Source organism: Rhizobacter sp. (genome assembly GCF_031412495.1).
In the GTDB taxonomy this organism is placed as follows: Bacteria; Pseudomonadota; Gammaproteobacteria; order Burkholderiales; family Burkholderiaceae_C; genus Schlegelella_A.
Window position 1 is genome coordinate 1 of the sequence record NZ_JANODC010000424.1, and the last position, 14,526, is coordinate 14,526.

Annotated in this window: 17 protein-coding genes and 1 pseudogene; 10 read left to right on the forward strand and 8 right to left on the reverse strand. The window is 71.9% G+C overall.

The window, feature by feature from the left end; translation table 11 throughout:
- The coding region (locus AC30N0_RS15600) for a hypothetical protein (RefSeq protein ID WP_489518821.1) at positions 1-246 on the reverse strand (246 nt) is incomplete at its 3' end.
- A 170-nt stretch (positions 247-416) separates the two neighbouring features.
- Here AC30N0_RS15600 and AC30N0_RS15605 point away from each other — a divergent pair.
- Positions 417-903: pseudogene (locus AC30N0_RS15605) on the forward strand (Crp/Fnr family transcriptional regulator); the annotation flags it as partial.
- 224 nt (positions 904-1,127) lie between these two features.
- Positions 1,128-1,364 carry a hypothetical protein gene (locus AC30N0_RS15610; protein ID WP_489518822.1) on the forward strand — a complete coding sequence of 79 codons (237 nt, stop codon included), beginning with the start codon at positions 1,128-1,130 and terminating at the stop codon, positions 1,362-1,364.
- 30 nt (positions 1,365-1,394) lie between these two features.
- On the opposite strand, the gene AC30N0_RS15615 is transcribed toward AC30N0_RS15610, so the two are convergent.
- Entirely contained in the window at positions 1,395-2,195 is an 801-nt protein-coding gene (locus AC30N0_RS15615) for a sulfite exporter TauE/SafE family protein (protein WP_489518823.1), read from the reverse strand.
- A gap of 79 nt (positions 2,196-2,274) precedes the next feature.
- Between AC30N0_RS15615 and AC30N0_RS15620 the strand changes: the two genes are divergently transcribed.
- Positions 2,275-2,940 carry a TetR/AcrR family transcriptional regulator gene (locus tag AC30N0_RS15620; protein ID WP_489518824.1) on the forward strand — a complete coding sequence of 222 codons (666 nt, stop codon included), beginning with the start codon at positions 2,275-2,277 and terminating at the stop codon, positions 2,938-2,940.
- 38 nt (positions 2,941-2,978) lie between these two features.
- Positions 2,979-4,280 carry a serine hydrolase domain-containing protein gene (locus AC30N0_RS15625; protein WP_489518825.1) on the forward strand — a complete coding sequence of 434 codons (1,302 nt, stop codon included), beginning with the start codon at positions 2,979-2,981 and terminating at the stop codon, positions 4,278-4,280.
- A 7-nt stretch (positions 4,281-4,287) separates the two neighbouring features.
- On the opposite strand, the gene AC30N0_RS15630 is transcribed toward AC30N0_RS15625, so the two are convergent.
- Positions 4,288-4,947 carry an RraA family protein gene (locus tag AC30N0_RS15630; RefSeq protein ID WP_489518826.1) on the reverse strand — a complete coding sequence of 220 codons (660 nt, stop codon included), beginning with the start codon at positions 4,945-4,947 and terminating at the stop codon, positions 4,288-4,290.
- Between the two features lie 113 nt (positions 4,948-5,060).
- Positions 5,061-7,526, reverse strand: a complete 2,466-nt coding sequence (locus tag AC30N0_RS15635; protein WP_489518827.1) for a hybrid sensor histidine kinase/response regulator — start codon at positions 7,524-7,526, stop codon at positions 5,061-5,063.
- A 78-nt stretch (positions 7,527-7,604) separates the two neighbouring features.
- Here AC30N0_RS15635 and AC30N0_RS15640 point away from each other — a divergent pair, with 78 nt between their 5' ends.
- Positions 7,605-8,318 carry a hypothetical protein gene (locus AC30N0_RS15640; protein ID WP_489518828.1) on the forward strand — a complete coding sequence of 238 codons (714 nt, stop codon included), beginning with the start codon at positions 7,605-7,607 and terminating at the stop codon, positions 8,316-8,318.
- Between the two features lie 10 nt (positions 8,319-8,328).
- Here AC30N0_RS15640 and AC30N0_RS15645 read toward each other — a convergent pair whose 3' ends face one another.
- Positions 8,329-8,472, reverse strand: a complete 144-nt coding sequence (locus AC30N0_RS15645; RefSeq protein ID WP_489518829.1) for a hypothetical protein — start codon at positions 8,470-8,472, stop codon at positions 8,329-8,331.
- Between the two features lie 185 nt (positions 8,473-8,657).
- Here AC30N0_RS15645 and AC30N0_RS15650 point away from each other — a divergent pair, with 185 nt between their 5' ends.
- The 3 genes from AC30N0_RS15650 to AC30N0_RS15660 are packed head-to-tail and all read left to right on the forward strand — an operon-like array spanning position 8,658 to position 11,140.
- On the forward strand, positions 8,658-9,461 hold the full coding sequence (locus AC30N0_RS15650; RefSeq protein WP_489518830.1) for an SDR family NAD(P)-dependent oxidoreductase: 804 nt from the start codon (positions 8,658-8,660) through the stop codon (positions 9,459-9,461).
- Positions 9,462-9,496: 35 nt separating this feature from the next.
- Positions 9,497-10,780, forward strand: a complete 1,284-nt coding sequence (locus AC30N0_RS15655; protein WP_489518831.1) for a M16 family metallopeptidase — start codon at positions 9,497-9,499, stop codon at positions 10,778-10,780.
- A 33-nt stretch (positions 10,781-10,813) separates the two neighbouring features.
- Entirely contained in the window at positions 10,814-11,140 is a 327-nt protein-coding gene (locus AC30N0_RS15660; protein WP_489518832.1) for a hypothetical protein, read from the forward strand.
- A 55-nt stretch (positions 11,141-11,195) separates the two neighbouring features.
- Here the strand turns inward: AC30N0_RS15660 and AC30N0_RS15665 are convergent, their stop codons facing one another.
- The 3 genes from AC30N0_RS15665 to AC30N0_RS15675 form a co-directional block, all read right to left on the reverse strand.
- Entirely contained in the window at positions 11,196-11,858 is a 663-nt protein-coding gene (locus tag AC30N0_RS15665) for a hypothetical protein (RefSeq protein ID WP_489518833.1), read from the reverse strand.
- Positions 11,859-11,874: 16 nt separating this feature from the next.
- Positions 11,875-12,324 (reverse strand): surface-adhesin E family protein, encoded by a 450-nt coding sequence (locus AC30N0_RS15670; RefSeq protein WP_489518834.1) that lies wholly within the window; start codon positions 12,322-12,324, stop codon positions 11,875-11,877.
- A 96-nt stretch (positions 12,325-12,420) separates the two neighbouring features.
- Positions 12,421-13,056 (reverse strand): DsbA family oxidoreductase, encoded by a 636-nt coding sequence (locus AC30N0_RS15675; protein WP_489518835.1) that lies wholly within the window; start codon positions 13,054-13,056, stop codon positions 12,421-12,423.
- A 72-nt stretch (positions 13,057-13,128) separates the two neighbouring features.
- Between AC30N0_RS15675 and AC30N0_RS15680 the strand changes: the two genes are divergently transcribed.
- Together AC30N0_RS15680 and AC30N0_RS15685 are read left to right on the forward strand one after the other, a co-directional pair.
- The gene (locus AC30N0_RS15680; protein WP_489518836.1) at positions 13,129-14,163 is read left to right on the forward strand and encodes a hypothetical protein; all 1,035 of its coding nucleotides are present in this window, start codon (positions 13,129-13,131) and stop codon (positions 14,161-14,163) included.
- Between the two features lie 53 nt (positions 14,164-14,216).
- The coding region (locus tag AC30N0_RS15685; protein ID WP_489518837.1) for a hypothetical protein at positions 14,217-14,526 on the forward strand (310 nt) is incomplete at its 3' end.

Here is a 14,526-nt window from a genome sequence, read left to right on the forward strand (position 1 = left end):
GGCGATGGCAGCAAGCAGCCGAGGTCCGCGCCGCTCGTCGTCGATGCCGAGCAGCTTCGCCGCCGCGGGACTGACCTGGGTCGTCGAGAAATCGACGATCTTCGACTGCGGGTCGCGCACCGGGGCCAGGTCGATGTATCCGGGCTCCGCCAGTTCGGCGAGGACGGCGTGGCGCCATCGCGCGCGCGTCAGGGTGCTGAGGCCCGCGCGCGGGGGCGAGGGCGAGTGATGATCGGGCGAGGTCAAGGAGACAAGTTAGTACCAACGGGCACCGTTGTCTGTCCGCTACCGTACATGGCGGCCGATCGTGAGCCGAACCTTGAAGCCAGGCGAGCCGCAACGTAACATGCCGTCCCTTTTTTCGCCTGCACAGAGGTAAGCGCTTGGCCCGGGTCGAGAAAAGCGTCAATGCTCTCCTGGCGTTGCTCGAAGACAACGTGTTCCGGAGGTGGAGACCGCACCTCGAGGTCGTCGAGCTTCCTCTCGGCAAGGTCATCTACGAGCCGGGTGCCGTGCTCGACCATGTCTACTTCCCGACGACGGCCATCGTCTCGCTGCTCTACGTGAAGAACGGCGCATCGGCCGAGATCGCCGAGATCGCCGTGATCGGAAAGGACGGCATGGTCGGCGTGTCGCTGTTCATGGGGGGGGGGCTCGACGGTCAGCCGTGCGGTCGTCCGGAGCGCGGGCACCGGCTATCGCCTGCCGTCCTTCCTGGTTGCCGAGTTCGAACGCGGCGGGCCCGTCCTGCATCTGATGCTTCGCTACACGCAGGCGCTCCTGACGCGGATGTCGCAGACCACCGTATGCAACCGCCATCACAACCTGCACCAGCAGTTCTGCAGGTGGCTGCTTCTCAGCCTGGACCGGTTGCCGGGCAACGAGTTGGCGATGACCCAGGAGCCGGTCGTCAGGACGGAGTGCGAGCGGCTGATCCTGCGGTCGTGGTCGGCCCCACGGGCGAGCAGCGGCACTCCCGGCCCGGGCGCCTCGAGCCGCTCGCCAGCGTCCCGCACGGGCGTCGGCCGGGCGCCCACCGAAAGCGACGTAGGCTTCCGGCCCGACGTCAACGAACCCATGGACAACCAGATCGGGTGCAACCGGCCCGGCGTCTCCTGAGGATGCACGTGAAGACCTACGACATCGAAGTCCAGCGCCTCAAGTCGGCCCGGCACGACAAGGGGATGATCGAGCTCGGCATCGACGCCCTGGTGCTGCCTCGCGCGGCCCGTGACGAACCGTCCGAGACCAGCAGCCTTCGCCTGCCCGTCGACCACGCGCGCTCGCTGCTCATCCTCCTCAGGCAGCAGCTGGCGGAAGTCGACAAGCTGCAGCCGCGCAGCCGCCGTTCCGGGCGGAGCTGAGGCGGCGCCCCCGGCGCGGCGAGGGGCCGGTCAGACGTAAGTCCACAGCATCTTCGTCGCCAGCACGTAGAGCAGGGCGGCGAAGATGCGGCGCAGCGTCCGCACCGGCAGGCGGTGCGCGGCGCGCGCACCCACCGGCGCGGTGAGCATGCTGCCGGCGACGATGCCGAGCAGGGCCGGGCCGTACACGAAGCCGAGCGCCAGCGGCGGCAGGCCGGCCACCTGCCAGCCGCTGAACAGGTAGCCGAGCGTGCCGACCATCGCCACCGGCACGCCCATCGCGGCGCCGGTGCCGATGGCGGTGGTCATGGCCACGCCGCAGAACAGCATCAGCGGCACGGTCAGGAACGCGCCGCCTGCCGACACCAGGCCGGACACGGCGCCGATCAGCAGGCCGATCGCCACCAGCGCCGGCGTCCCGGGCAGCGTGCGCTCGGCCGCGGGCTTGCGGCCGAGCAGGATCTGCGTCGCGCCGGCGTAGACGATGACGGCGAAGGCCAGCGCCAGGGCCCGCTGCGGCATCCAGCCGGACAGCGCGGTTGCCAGGAGCGTGCCCGCCACCATGGCCGGGCCCAGGCGCCGCGCCAGCGACCAGTCGACGCCGCCCAGCCGATGGTGCGTGCGGACGCTGGCGCTCGAGGTGAACATGATCGACGCCATGCCGGTGCCCAGGGCCAGGTGCACGGTGTGGTCGGGGGCGAACTGCTGCGCCGCGAACATCGCCGCCAGCACCGGCACGAGGGTCATGCCGCCGCCGATGCCCAGCAGCCCGGCGAGGAAGCCGACGACGGCGCCGGTGGCGAAGTAGGCCAGGAACCAGGCGACTGTCACCGAGGCAGTATTGCATCCGCCCTCCGCCGGTGTATATTCAACGCTGTTTATTAAACGGTGTTCACGAATGCGGCCTGCATTGACCGACCAAGAGGTGGCGACCTTCCGGGCCGAGGTCTGCCGGGTCGCCGGGGCCTTGTTCGCGCGCCATGGCGTCGAGGGCGTGACCATGCGGCAGATCGCCGCCGAGCTCGACTGCAGCGCGACGACCGCGTACCGCTACTTCAGGAACAAGGACGAGATCCTGGCGGCGGTGCGGGCGGCCGCGTTCAATCGCTTCAGCGAAGTGATCGAGGAAGCGAGCGCGTCGAGCCCGGATGCCCGCAAGAGCGCGCACAACGTGGGCCAGGCCTACCTCGGCTTCGCCCTGCAGAACCCGGATGCGTACCGGATGATGTTCGACGTCAGCCCGGCGGCCGTCAGCGGCAGTGCCGAGCTGACCGACGCCCTGGCGCGCGCGCGCCGCAGCATGGTCAGGTACCTCGCCGCCGTGGGCGGCCCGGGCGTCTCGAAGCAGCAGACGCAGGCCCTGGGGCAGATGCTCTGGGCCTCGACGCACGGCCTGGTGATGCTGCGCCTCTCGGGGATCGTCGCCGACGACGCCGAGCTGCGCCAGCTGCACCGCAAGACGATGTCGGCTCTCGTGCGCGGGGCGCGCGAGGACAAGGGCGGCCGAAGCGGCAGCCCGTCCGCCATGCCGATCCGCCCCGTGCCCGGTCGGAGCGCGCGCAAGAAGGCGCCGTGATCCAGCCCCGCCCACCTGTTCCACCCTGAAAGACCCGCATGCAGAAACGATTCGCCCTTCGCCGCGACCTTGCCGTCGCCGGTGCCCTCGTCCTCGGCGCCTCGCTCGCCCTGGCGCAGCTGCCGTCGCCCGATGCCACCGATCCCGTCAAGCTCGGGCTGATGGCCGGCTTCCCGCCGCCGCAGGACAAGATCGTCACACTGGCCACGGTGCTGAAGTTTCCGAACGGCCGGTGGGCGTTCCACCACATGCGCGAGCTGGGCGCGACGGCGCAGGTCTGGCGTGGCGACGGGACACCGGCGCCGCTGCGCGAACGGCTCCTCGACCTCGGCACGCTCCCGTTCGCCGACGACCAGGGCGCCAGGATCACCCTCGCCGACTGGCAGCGAGCGACCTTCACCGACGGCTTGCTCGTGCTGCACAAGGGCCGGGTCGTCTACCGGCAGCACTACTCGGGCATGGCGCCGCACCAGCCGCACTCGCTCTGGTCGATGAGCAAGTCGCTCACCGGCCTGCTCGCGACGATGCTGATCAAGGAAGGGGCGATCGATCCGGCCGCCCTCGTCACCAAGTACCTGCCGGAGCTGAAGGACAGCGCCTGGGCCGACGCGACGGTGCAGCAGACGCTCGACATGACGACCGGCGTCTCCTACCGGGAAGACTTCCGCGACCCCAGCTCCGGCATCTTCCAGTACCTGCATGCCGCCGGCCTCCTGCCGGCGCCCGCCGCCTATGCCGGGCCCCGCACCATCCCCGACCTCCTGGTCACGCTGAAGAAGGAAGGCGAGCACGGCGCCGGCTTCAGGTACAAGACCGTCGACACCGAGGTCCTGGGCTGGCTCCTGCAGCGCGTGACGGGCAAGAGCTACGCCGCGCTGCTTTCCGAGCGCCTCTGGTCGCGGATCGGCGCCCAGGACGACGGCTACGTCTGGGTCGACCCGATCGGCACGCAGATCACCAGCGTCGGCTTCAGCGCGACCCTGCGCGACCTCGGCCGGCTCGGCGAGACGATGCGCACCGGCGGCCGCTCGGGCGGGCGGCAGGTCATCGCGGCGAGCGTGATCGAGGAGATCCGCAAAGGCGCCGACGTCGAGAAGTTCAGGGCCAGCGGCCAGGCTATGCGCGCCGGCTACTCGTACCACAACCAGTGGTGGGTACCGCACGACGCCGACGGCAGCTTCGAGATGAAGGGCCTGAACGGCCAGCACATGCACATCAACCCGGCGGCCGAGCTGGTCATCGTCAAGCTCTCGTCGCACCCCGCGGGCGACACCAGCGTCACGCACGGCCTCGACCGGCGCGCCTTCGCCGCCATCGCCGGCGCGTTGCGCGCCGACTGAGCGCGCGCTACAGGATGCCGAGCCGCCGGAACACGTCCCTCAGCTTCTCGCCCCGCTGCAGCGCGTCGCGCGACTGGTTCTCGCCCGCGACCTTCTCGAGCGCACGGCGCACGACTTCCTGCTCGGCCTCCTGCGGGATGACGACGACGCCGTCGACGTCGCCGAAGACGAGGTCGCCCCGCCGCACCAGGACGCCGGCGCAGAGCACCGGCACGTCGCGCTCGACCATGCGGGCACGGCCCTGTGTGTCGAGCGGGCCGATGCCTCCGCAGAACACCGGAAAGCGCATGACCCGGATCTGCTTCACGTCGCGGACCAGGCCGTCGGTGACGCAACCGGCGGCGCCGCGGGCGAGGCTGGCGGTGGAGAGCAGCTCGCCCCAGGGCGCGATGCGCTCCGTGGGACCATCGCAGGCGAGCACGACCACGTCGCCGGCCGCGAGGTCGTCGACGAGCGCGATCTCCACGTCGTACGGGTTCTCGCCCGGCGCCGGCGGCGCGTACACCGGCATGTAGAGGCCGGTGCGGGCGCGGCCGATGAGCTGCAGGGCGTCGTCGAGCGGCCGCATGAAAGGCTTCATGGCCTGCTGCATCAGGCCGAGGCTGTCGAGCGTGTCGGATAGGACGGCCGCATTCAGCGGCTGCAGGGCGTTCGGATTCATCGGCATGGAGAAGCTCCCGGCACGCGCGCCGGTTCGGTGCGCGCCGCGAGGATAGCGGCCGAGCCCTGCCTCAGGGCAGCGCGGGCGGCGCCACCTCCACGGTGGAAAGGGGGGCCCGTCTAGGCGGGGTCCTTCGCCAGCGCCGCCACCGCCTCGATCAGCACGGCCGGCTCCGTCGGCTTCACCAGGTGCGCCTGGAAGCCGACCGCGAGGGCCCGGCTCTGGTCCTCGACGCGGGCAAAGGCGGTGAACGCCGCGGCGGGGGTTCGCCCGCCCTCGTCGGCGCCCAGCCGGCGCACCCAGCGCATGAAGTCGTAGCCGTCGTGCACCGGCATGCCGATGTCGCAGACGATGGCATCGGGCCGATGCGACTGGAACAGGTCGAAGCCCTCGCTGGCGCTCGCCGCCGTCAGCACCTGCGCGCCGGCGCTGCGAAGGGCGTAGGCGGCGACGTCACGGGCATCGGCCTCGTCCTCGATCAGCAGCACGGTGACGCCCTGGAGCCGTGCCTGTCCCGGGCCGGCGGCGGGCGAGCCCTCGGTGGCGGGGAGGAAGTCCGCCTTGGCGCTCGCCGGCCCGTTCGCCAGCAGGGGCAGGGCGACGCGGAACGTCGCGCCGCGGCCGGGGCCGGGGCTCTCGGCCCGCATGCTGCCGCCGTGCAGCTGGGTCAGCTGGCGCGCGATCGACAGGCCGATGCCGAGCCCGCCGTGCCGGCGCGTCGTCGACGCGTCCTGCTGCTGGAAGCGGTCGAACATCCGCGCCAGGAAGGCGGCGTCGATGCCCTGGCCGGTGTCGGAGACGCTGATCTCGACCTGGCCGGGGAGGGCGGTCACGGCGACCACCACCTTGCCGTCGGGTGGCGTGAACTTCACCGCATTGGTGAGCAGGTTCCAGACGATCTGCTGCAGCCGCTCCGGATCGGCCGAGACGATGCCGGCTCTCGGGTCGAGCACGGTGCGGATCTCGATGTGCTTCGTCGTCGCGGCCGGCAGCACGGCGTCGATGGCCTTGGCGATGACGCCGGCGGGCTCGAGCGGCTGCACGTCAAGCCGCAGCTGGCCGGTCTCGATCCGGTTCAGGTCGAGCAGGTCTTCGATGAGCTGGACCTGCACCTTGGCGTTGCGGGTGATCGCCCCCAGCGCCTGCTTCAGGCTGCTGGGGTCGGGGTTGGCGCGCTCGAGCATGTGGGCCCAGCCGAGGATCGCGCCGAGCGGCGTGCGCAGCTCGTGCGAGATGCTGGCCAGGAACTCGCCCATGGCCTTGCTGGTGCGTTCGGCCTCCGCGCGCGCAGCCTCGGCGTTGCGCAGCAGCTCCTCGCGCTCGCGCTCCGCCTGGCGCCGGTCGGTGATGTCCTGGGTCAGCTTCAGGTAGCCGAGCAGCTCGCCCTTCGGGCCGCGCAGGGCGGTGAGCACGACCGCGGCATCGAAGAGCTCGCCGTTGGCGCGCACGCGCGTGCCCTCGCCCTTGTACTCGCCGGTGCGGGCCGCGATCTCCATCTCCCGCTGCGGCTGGCCGCAGGCCTGCTCCTCGTCGGTGAACAGCTTCGCGAACGGCATGCCGATCGCCTCGTCCGCGGTGTAGAGCTTCATCAGCTCGGCGCCCTCGTGCCACGACGAAATCCTGCCGTCGATGTCGACGGTGAAGATGGCGTAGTCGCGCACGCCCTTGAACACGGCGCGAAGCTGCTCCTCGCGCTCGCGCAGCTCGGTCTCGACGTGGCCCAGCCGGCTCTGCTTCTCCTCGAGCTGCACCCGCTCGGTGACGTCGCTGTGGACGGCGACCGCGCCGACGATTCGTGCGTCGACGACGATGGGCGCCGCCGTGCCGCGGATGAGGACGTCCTCGCCGGTGGGCTTGGTGGCCCACGTCTCGGCGACCGCAGTCTCCCCGCGCAGGGCGCGCGCGAAGGGCAGCTCCTCGGGCGGGAGGACGTCGCCGCTGCGATCGCGGCGCATGCGAAAGCGTCGCGCCAGCTCCGACGGGCGCGCGCGCAACGCGTCGGCCGGTTCCGCGCCGAGCATGTCGAGCGCCCGCTTGTTGAAGCGGATGATGCCGTCGCTGTCGCCGATGAACACGCCGTCGGGGATCGCCTCGATCGCGGCGGTGAGCTCCGCGGCCTGGCGCCCGGCTTCGGCGCGCGCGGCACGCTCGGACTGCAGCAGGCGCTCCCGCTCCTCGAGCGACTGGATCCGTTCGGTGGCGTCGCGAACCACCTTGAGGAAGCCGATCGCACGCCCGGAGTCGTCGGCGATGCGCGACAGCGTGCCGCTGGCGAAGAAGCGCTTGCCGGATCGGCGCAGCAGCCAGCGATCGTTGTCGGCTCGCCCGGTCTCCAGGGCCTGCTTCAGCTCCTGTTCCGGAACGCCGGCCTGCACGTCCTCCGGCGTGAAGATCTCGCGGACGGGCCGGCCGATCCAGTCCGGCCTGTCGCAGCCGAAGATCGCCTGAACGCCTTCGTTCCAGCTGGCGATGCGTCCGTGTCCGTCGAGCAGGAACACCGCATGGTCGCGCACCTGCTCGATGACCCGGTCGGCGCTGACCGGCAGCGCATCCGGCTTTTCCGTGCCTTGTGCCAACGGCTCCATGGTGAGCAGTTCGAGCAAATGGCGTTCCCAGCCGAACTTGCCGATAGAGTCCCGCCTCAGCCCACGCAGCGACGCGCCTTGCTTCCACTCCCGCATTCACCCCCTGCCAGCGACCTCTTCGAGCCGCTGGCGGAAGGGCTCGCCCACCACCACGCGGCCGTCCTGCTGGGACTGGCCTGCGCCGGCGTCGCCGTGCTGCTCGGCCTGGGCATGTCGAGCGTCGTTCCGGCCGACTTCATGGCCGAGGACGGGCCGGTCGAGGCCGCCACCGCCTGGCTCTTCCTGGTGGCCTTTGCGACCGTGCTGCTCACCCGCCTGCCGGCGCTGGCCGCCCTCGACAAGGCGGCCATCGGCCTGCTCCTGCTCGCCTTCGCGGCGCGCGAGGCCGACCTGCACGCCTCGCTGTTCCAGGTCAGCATCCTCAAGGCGTCGTTCTATCTGCGGCACGGCACGCCGGGCCAGATCGCGGTCGCCGTGGGCATCCTGGTGCCGGTGCTGCTGTCGTTCCTGCTGCTGCTCAGGCGGCACGGCGCCCGCTGGTTCGCGGCGCCTTCGCGCTGGCGGGCCCCGATCGTGACGGTGGCGACCTTCGCCGTGCTGATGCTGGTCGCCAAGGCCTTCGACCGGCTTCCGGCAGTGATCGTCGACCTCGGGATCCTCGACGCGGTGCCGGAGCGCGTTCGGCACGTGCTGCTGGCGCTCGAGGAAGTGCTCGAGCTCGCGCTGCCGCTGCTCGCCATCCTGGCCGTGGTGCAGGGGCGGCTGCGGGCCTTTCCGGCACGGGCCGGCTGAATGGTCCGGCTCAGCCGGCCGGCTTCGACGCCGCGCCCTTGGCCGCGGCGCCCGACGGCACCGTCCCGGTGCCGGCCTTCTTCTCCTGGGCCTTGCTGGCCTTGGCCCGTTTCTGCTTCTGGCGGCGGATGCCGCGGTCCTTGTCGGCGCTCATGCGATTCCTCGTCGATGGAAATGATCGGACGATGGTACGTCCGAACCCGATGGCCTGACACGGCGGGCGCGGCGCGCAGGCGAGGAGCGGTCGTCGTCGTGAGCCCGAGCAAGGGGGTCGGAAAAGGCCCGCCGGGCAGGGCCCGCGTCGTCCACACTCGCCTCCATCGCTCCAAGGAAACGACGATGGATCTCGAACTCCGCAACAAGCGCGCCCTCGTCACCGGCGGCAGCCGCGGCATCGGCAAGGCGATCGCGCGCGAGCTGGCGCGCGAGGGCGCCTCGGTGGCCCTGCTCGCCCGGGACCCGGACCGCCTCGCCGCGACCGCCGCGGAGCTGGCCCGGGAAACCGGCGCCACGGTCGTCGCCGTCGTCGCCGACACGACCGACGACGGGCAGGTCGCGCGCGCCATCGCCGAGGCCGTCGCCGGTCTCGGCGGCGGCATCGACATCCTCGTCAATGCGGCCGCCGAGCCGGGCGGCTACGCGGTGCCGCCGCCCCTGGCCGACATCACCGGCGCCTTTCTGCGCCAGGAGATGGACGTCAAGGTCATGGGCTACCTGCGCTGCGCCCGCGCCGTCGTGCCCTACATGCAGGCGCACCGCTGGGGCCGCATCGTCAACCTGAGCGGCCTGGCCGCGCGGCAGACGGGCAACACCGTCGGCAGCATCCGCAACGTCGCGGTCGCGGCGATGGCCAAGAACCTGGCCGACGAGCTCGGCCCGTGCGGCATCAACGTCACCTGCGTGCACCCGGGCACGACGCGCACCGAGCGCACCGCGGCCCTGGTGCAGGCGCGGGCGCAGGCGCAGGGCACGACCGAGCAGGCGGTCGAGCGGCAGATGGCGCACGGCAACTCGATCTGCCACCTCGTCGATGCGGCCGAGGTCGCGAACGTCGTCGTCTTCCTCTGCTCGCCGAAGTCGGTGGCGATCAACGGCGAGTCGATCGCCGCCGGCGGCGGTGCGCCGCGCAGCATCCACTACTGAGCGCCGGGCGAGGCCCGGCGGCCACAATCCGGGCGATGAGAGAACGCGCGATCGACGACGACACGACCCTGGCCACCCTCGGCAACGGCGTCCGCGTCGTCGTCGTCCGCCAGCCGCACCTCCAGACCGCCAGCGTCAGCGTCTTCATCCGCACCGGCAGCAGCCACGAGAGCCGGCGCCTGAACGGCATCAGCCACTTCGCCGAGCACATGGCCTTCAAGGGCACGCACGAGCGCAGCTGCCAGCAGATCAACCTCGACGCGGAACGGCTCGGCGCCGACGTCAACGCGCACACCGACAAGGACCACACCGCGTACCACATGCGCGGCCGGGCCCGCGACGCCGGCGCGTTCCTGCGCATGCTCGGCGACATCGTCCAGAACAGCAGCTTTCCGGCCGCCGAGCTCGAGCGCGAGCGCCAGGTCATCCTGCACGAGATGAGCGAGGACGACGACGACGCGCTGGCCACCGCCGACAAGCTGTTCGACACCGCCTGCTTCCGCGCCCACCCTCTGGCCCAGCCGGTCATCGGCAACCGCGCCAACATCCGCCGCTTCAGCCGCGACGAGCTGCTCGCCTACGTGCAGGCGCAGTACTCGGGCGCCAACGTCGTCGTCGGCGTCGCCGGCAACGTCGACCCCGACGCGGCGGTGCGCGACGCCGAGGCGGCGTTCGGCGCGCTGCCGCGCGGCAGCGCGAACCTCGTCGCCGTGCCGGAGTACGTCGGCGGCGTCGCCTCGAAGGCGCAGGCCGGGTCCAGCCAGACGCACGTCGTCCTCGGCTTCCCGCTGCCGTCGGCGCGCGACGACGACCCGGCCGGCGCCGTCGCCGCGGCCCTGTTCGGCGAAGGCATGAGCTCGCCGCTGATGGACGAGCTCCGCGAGCGCCGCGGCCTCGTCTACTACGCCTCGTGCACGGCCGAGGTCAACGAGCTCGCGGGCCTCTTCGTCGTCGAGGCGTCGACGGCGCCGGAGCACGTCGACGAGTTCTTCGTCGAGGTGCATCGCCTGCTCGCGGCGCAGGCGACCGACATCGCTGCCATCGACCTCGAGCGGGCCCGCAACCAGATGGCCGTGCGCAGCCTGCGCGCGCACGAGCGGCCGTCGCGCCGGCTCGAGGACGCCGCCCTCGACCTGTTCGTGCACGGGCGCATCCGATCACCGGACGAGCTGACGGCGCGGACCGAAGGCGTCGGCGCCGGCCAGGTTCGCGACGCCTTCCGGCGCATGCTCGGCGCCCGCGCCGCGGTGGCCATCGCCGGCAAGCTGCGCAAGGGCTCGGTCGAGCGCGCGCGCGAGCTGTTCGTTCCGACCGCCTGAGGGCGCGCGCGGCTACCGGGACTGGCTCAGGGCGTGCTGGCCGCCGACGCCGGCCTGGCCGCCGCGGCCGACGCGGCCTCCGGTGCCCCGGCCCCCACCTCCGACGCCGCCATGCCCGGGGGCACGGCGGTCTTCTCGGGCAGTGGCGTGGCCGGCGCGTTCGTCGCGACCGACGCCGGCGGCAAGGAAGGGTCGGAGGCAGGCGCGGCGGGCGCGACTGCGCTCGCCGGCATGACGACGGCGGTGGCAGGCGCCGAGTCGGGCGTTTGCCTGGTGCAGGCCGCCAGTGCGAGCAACGACAGGGCCGGCCAGCCGATCACGACGAATTTCATGAGGAGTCCTCAAAGCACTCCACGCTAACCGCTGGCGCGGGAGATGCGGCATCCACGGATCGCATCCTGTCGTCAGCCGACGCCTACGAAGCCGGCCCCGTGCCCCGGCCGGGCGAGGGCGGTGCCTGGCGCAGCAGCAGGCCGCTCGTCGACACCTTCAGCTCCAGCTCGGCGGGGCCTTCGACCGGGACATAGGTCGCCGACCCGTACTGGGCGTCGAAGACTTCGCGGGCGAACGGAAAGCGCCGGGCCATGCCGACGATGTCGAGCCCGCCGGGCACGCCGAGCGAATGGATCGTTCTCGGCCGCGTCGTCTCGTGCGCGAGGGCGCGGTAGCGGCCGCCGATGCGGTCGAGCCGGTAGGTGGTGTGCAGGCCGAGCTGGTTGACGAGCGGCGTCCACTTGACGATGTGCGCGTCGAGGTAGATGTCGTCGCCGGCGAGGGCGAAGGTCTGCACCCGGCCGTCGGCGAAGGTCACGGTTGCGTCGTAGGCCTGCGGCCCGGTCGGCACGATCCTGATGCGGGCGGCCGTCTCCTCGTGGGCGAGGGCGCGCATGCCCTGCGTGCCGAGGACCAGGAGGCCGAGGCCGGCGCCGCCGACCAGGAACAGCAGCGCCAGCAGCGAGCGGACGACGAAGCGGATCAGGCGCAGCCGGACCAGCGAGGCGAAGGCCGAGAAGCCGAGCAGGACCCCGGCAACGAACAGGGCGACGGCAGCAGCGGTGAGCGCGGTGCCGTTCGCCATCGGGCCCCTGGGAAGACTAGGACTTCTTCGCGGTCGCGGGCGGCGTCGCCTGGCACACGTAGGTCACGACTGCGTCGCGGATGGTCCGCGCCGGCGCGATGGTGTAGGGCAGCATCGTCTCGTCGTACTTGTAGCTGCCCACGGGCTCGATGCCGCGGTCGTCGGCGTAGTGCGTGCCCTCGGCGACGGCGTAGCTCTTGTTCTCGCAGTTCGAGACTTGCACCTGGCGCTCGAGGCGGTACATGCGCGCCGGCTGGTCGGGCACCGGCGTGGCCTGGGTCCAGCGCCACTCGAGGGCGGCGCGGGCCTGCGTGCCGATGCGCCGGATCGACTCCTTGTCGACCCAGACCGAGACCTTGCCGGTGTCGCCGACCTTGACCAGGTTCGGCGCGGCCAGCGCCGGCGCGGCGACGCCGACGAGCGAGGCGGCGATCGGCGCGGCGAGGAGGACGAAGCGTGTGTTCATGATGGACTCGGCAGTCACGGGGCTTGCGATTCTGGCGCCGCCGCAGCTGCACGAGGTTTGCAAATGTGTGCCGAGGGTGTGCAGGATTGCCGGGGCTCAGGCCTCCGCTTCGGCAGCGACCTGGCGCAGCGCCTGCTCGAAGACCTCGGGCGGCTGGCCGCCGGAGACGAGGTGGCGCTCGTCGATGACGACCGCCGGCACGGAGTGGATGCCGAGCGACTGCCAGTGCCGCTCGCGCTCGCGCACCTCGGCGGCGAACTCGTCGGAGGCGAGGATGGCGCCCGCCCGCTCGACGTCGAGGCCGGCCTCGGCGACGAGGCGCAGCAGGACCTCGTGCGAGGACGGGTTCTCGGCCCGCGTGTGGTAGGCCGTCAGCAGTGTCCGCTTGAGCTCGTGCTGCCGGCCTTCGAGCCCGGCCCAGTGCAGCAGGCGGTGCGCGTCGAAGGTGTTCCAGATGCGCGGCCGATCGCCGAAGGTGAAGCCGACCGCCGCGCCGCGCTGGCGCAGGTTCTCGCGGTTCTTCGCCAGCTGCGCCGGCGGCAGGCCGTACTTTCGGGACAGGTGCTCGACCGTGTCCTCGCCCTCGGGCGGCATCTGCGGGTTGAGCTCGAAGGGCTCGAAGTGCAGCTCGACCGGCACCTCGCTGCCGAGACGCGCGAGCGCGATCTCGAGCGAGCTCAGGCCCACGGCACACCACGGGCAGGCGATGTCGGACACGAAATGGATCTTCATCGAGGCAGTCTAGCGACCTCGGGTCACCTTGTCGGCCGTGGGCGCGAAGGCCGCTGGTGGCAGACTGGGCCGATGAGCCCCGACACCGCGCCCGACGACCTCGCTGCCTGGTCGCTGCACTGCTTCTGCGTCACCGCCCGGCGCACCCCGCACGCCGTGATCCGGCTCGACGGCAACGGCCGCCTGCTCCATGCCGCCCGGCACGGCATCGCCCGCGGCGCGCTGCGCGAGCAGGGCCTGCTGCTGGCCGAGAGCCAGCTCGTGCTGCTGCGCGACCACGGCCTGGTCACCGTCGAGGGCGAAGAGGTGCGGACGGCCTTCCCGGTCCTCGATCCGCACACCATGGCCGCCGTGCGCGCGACGCTGCGCGAGGAGGCGGCGCGCCTCGTCGGCACCTGGGACGCCGACCTGGCCGCCATCCACCGCCTGCTGTTCGACCGCAACCTGCGCAACCACGCCTTCGCCATCGTCTTCGGCTACGTGCTCGACGGCATGCTGTGGACATTGCTGCGCTACCGGCGTGCGATCCCGGAGACGGCGCTGACGCTCGAGGAGCCGTACTGGCGCGGCGCCTTCTGGGCCCTGTGGCCGCCGCGCCATGCGGGCGCCGGGACGAACGAGCTGCGCACCGGGTCGGCGCGCCTGGTGATGACCTGGACGCCGGCGACCGCGGCGGCGCTGGCCCACGTCGCCGGCGACCCGGTGCTGGCCGCCGACGTGCTGACCTGCGGCACGCGAGTCGCCCGCGGCGCCGCCGAGATCCAGAGCGCGCAGCTGCAGGGCTCGGCGCCCGGCGACCGCTGGCGCGTGCCGGCGATTCGCACCGGCGTCGACGGGCCGCTGGCGCAGGCGGGCGGCCGCATCGTGCTCGCCATCGAGGCCTCGCTGGCAGCGCTGAGCTCGACCGGCGGCATCGACGCGGTGCTGCAGAGGGCGGGCGTCATCGATGCGAAGGTCGCCACCGTCATCCTGGCGCACGAGCTGATCTGGGAGATCGCCGAGCTGCTCGTCGCCGAGCGCAAGGTCGAGCGGCCGGCGGTCGCCACCGAGGCCTCGCCATCGACGGCGGCGCTGGGCGAGTTGATGTTCGTGGCCGTCGACGGGTGAGGGGATCGGTGCATCCCTAAAATGCTCGGCTCCCTTTCCGAAAGCCTCTCCTAATGACCTCCGGCGTCATCCGCATCCGCGGCGCCCGACAGCACAACCTCAAGAACCTCGACCTCGACATCCGCACCAACGAGATGACGGTGGTCACCGGGCCGAGCGGCTCCGGCAAGTCCAGCCGGGTGTTCGACACGCTGTACGCCGAAGGGCAGCGGCGCTACGTCGAGACCTTCAGCGCCTACGCGCGCCAGTTCCTCGACCGCATGGACCGGCCGGCGGTCGACAAGGTGGAAGGCGTGCCGCCGGCCATCGCCATCGACCAGACGAACCCGGTGCGCAGCTCGCGCTCGACCGTCGGCACGATGA

Coding starts and splice junctions, on each gene's coding strand:
- AC30N0_RS15635 (WP_489518827.1), bottom strand. CDS start 7,526: ATGGAGCCGTTGGCACAAGGCACGGAAAAGCCGGATGCGCTGCCGGTC.
- AC30N0_RS15650 (WP_489518830.1), top strand. CDS start 8,658: ATGGATCTCGAACTCCGCAACAAGCGCGCCCTCGTCACCGGCGGCAGC.
- AC30N0_RS15665 (WP_489518833.1), bottom strand. CDS start 11,858: ATGGCGAACGGCACCGCGCTCACCGCTGCTGCCGTCGCCCTGTTCGTT.
- AC30N0_RS15630 (WP_489518826.1), bottom strand. CDS start 4,947: ATGCCGATGAATCCGAACGCCCTGCAGCCGCTGAATGCGGCCGTCCTA.
- AC30N0_RS15625 (WP_489518825.1), top strand. CDS start 2,979: ATGCAGAAACGATTCGCCCTTCGCCGCGACCTTGCCGTCGCCGGTGCC.
- AC30N0_RS15655 (WP_489518831.1), top strand. CDS start 9,497: ATGAGAGAACGCGCGATCGACGACGACACGACCCTGGCCACCCTCGGC.
- AC30N0_RS15675 (WP_489518835.1), bottom strand. CDS start 13,056: ATGAAGATCCATTTCGTGTCCGACATCGCCTGCCCGTGGTGTGCCGTG.
- AC30N0_RS15645 (WP_489518829.1), bottom strand. CDS start 8,472: ATGAGCGCCGACAAGGACCGCGGCATCCGCCGCCAGAAGCAGAAACGG.
- AC30N0_RS15670 (WP_489518834.1), bottom strand. CDS start 12,324: ATGAACACACGCTTCGTCCTCCTCGCCGCGCCGATCGCCGCCTCGCTC.
- AC30N0_RS15680 (WP_489518836.1), top strand. CDS start 13,129: ATGAGCCCCGACACCGCGCCCGACGACCTCGCTGCCTGGTCGCTGCAC.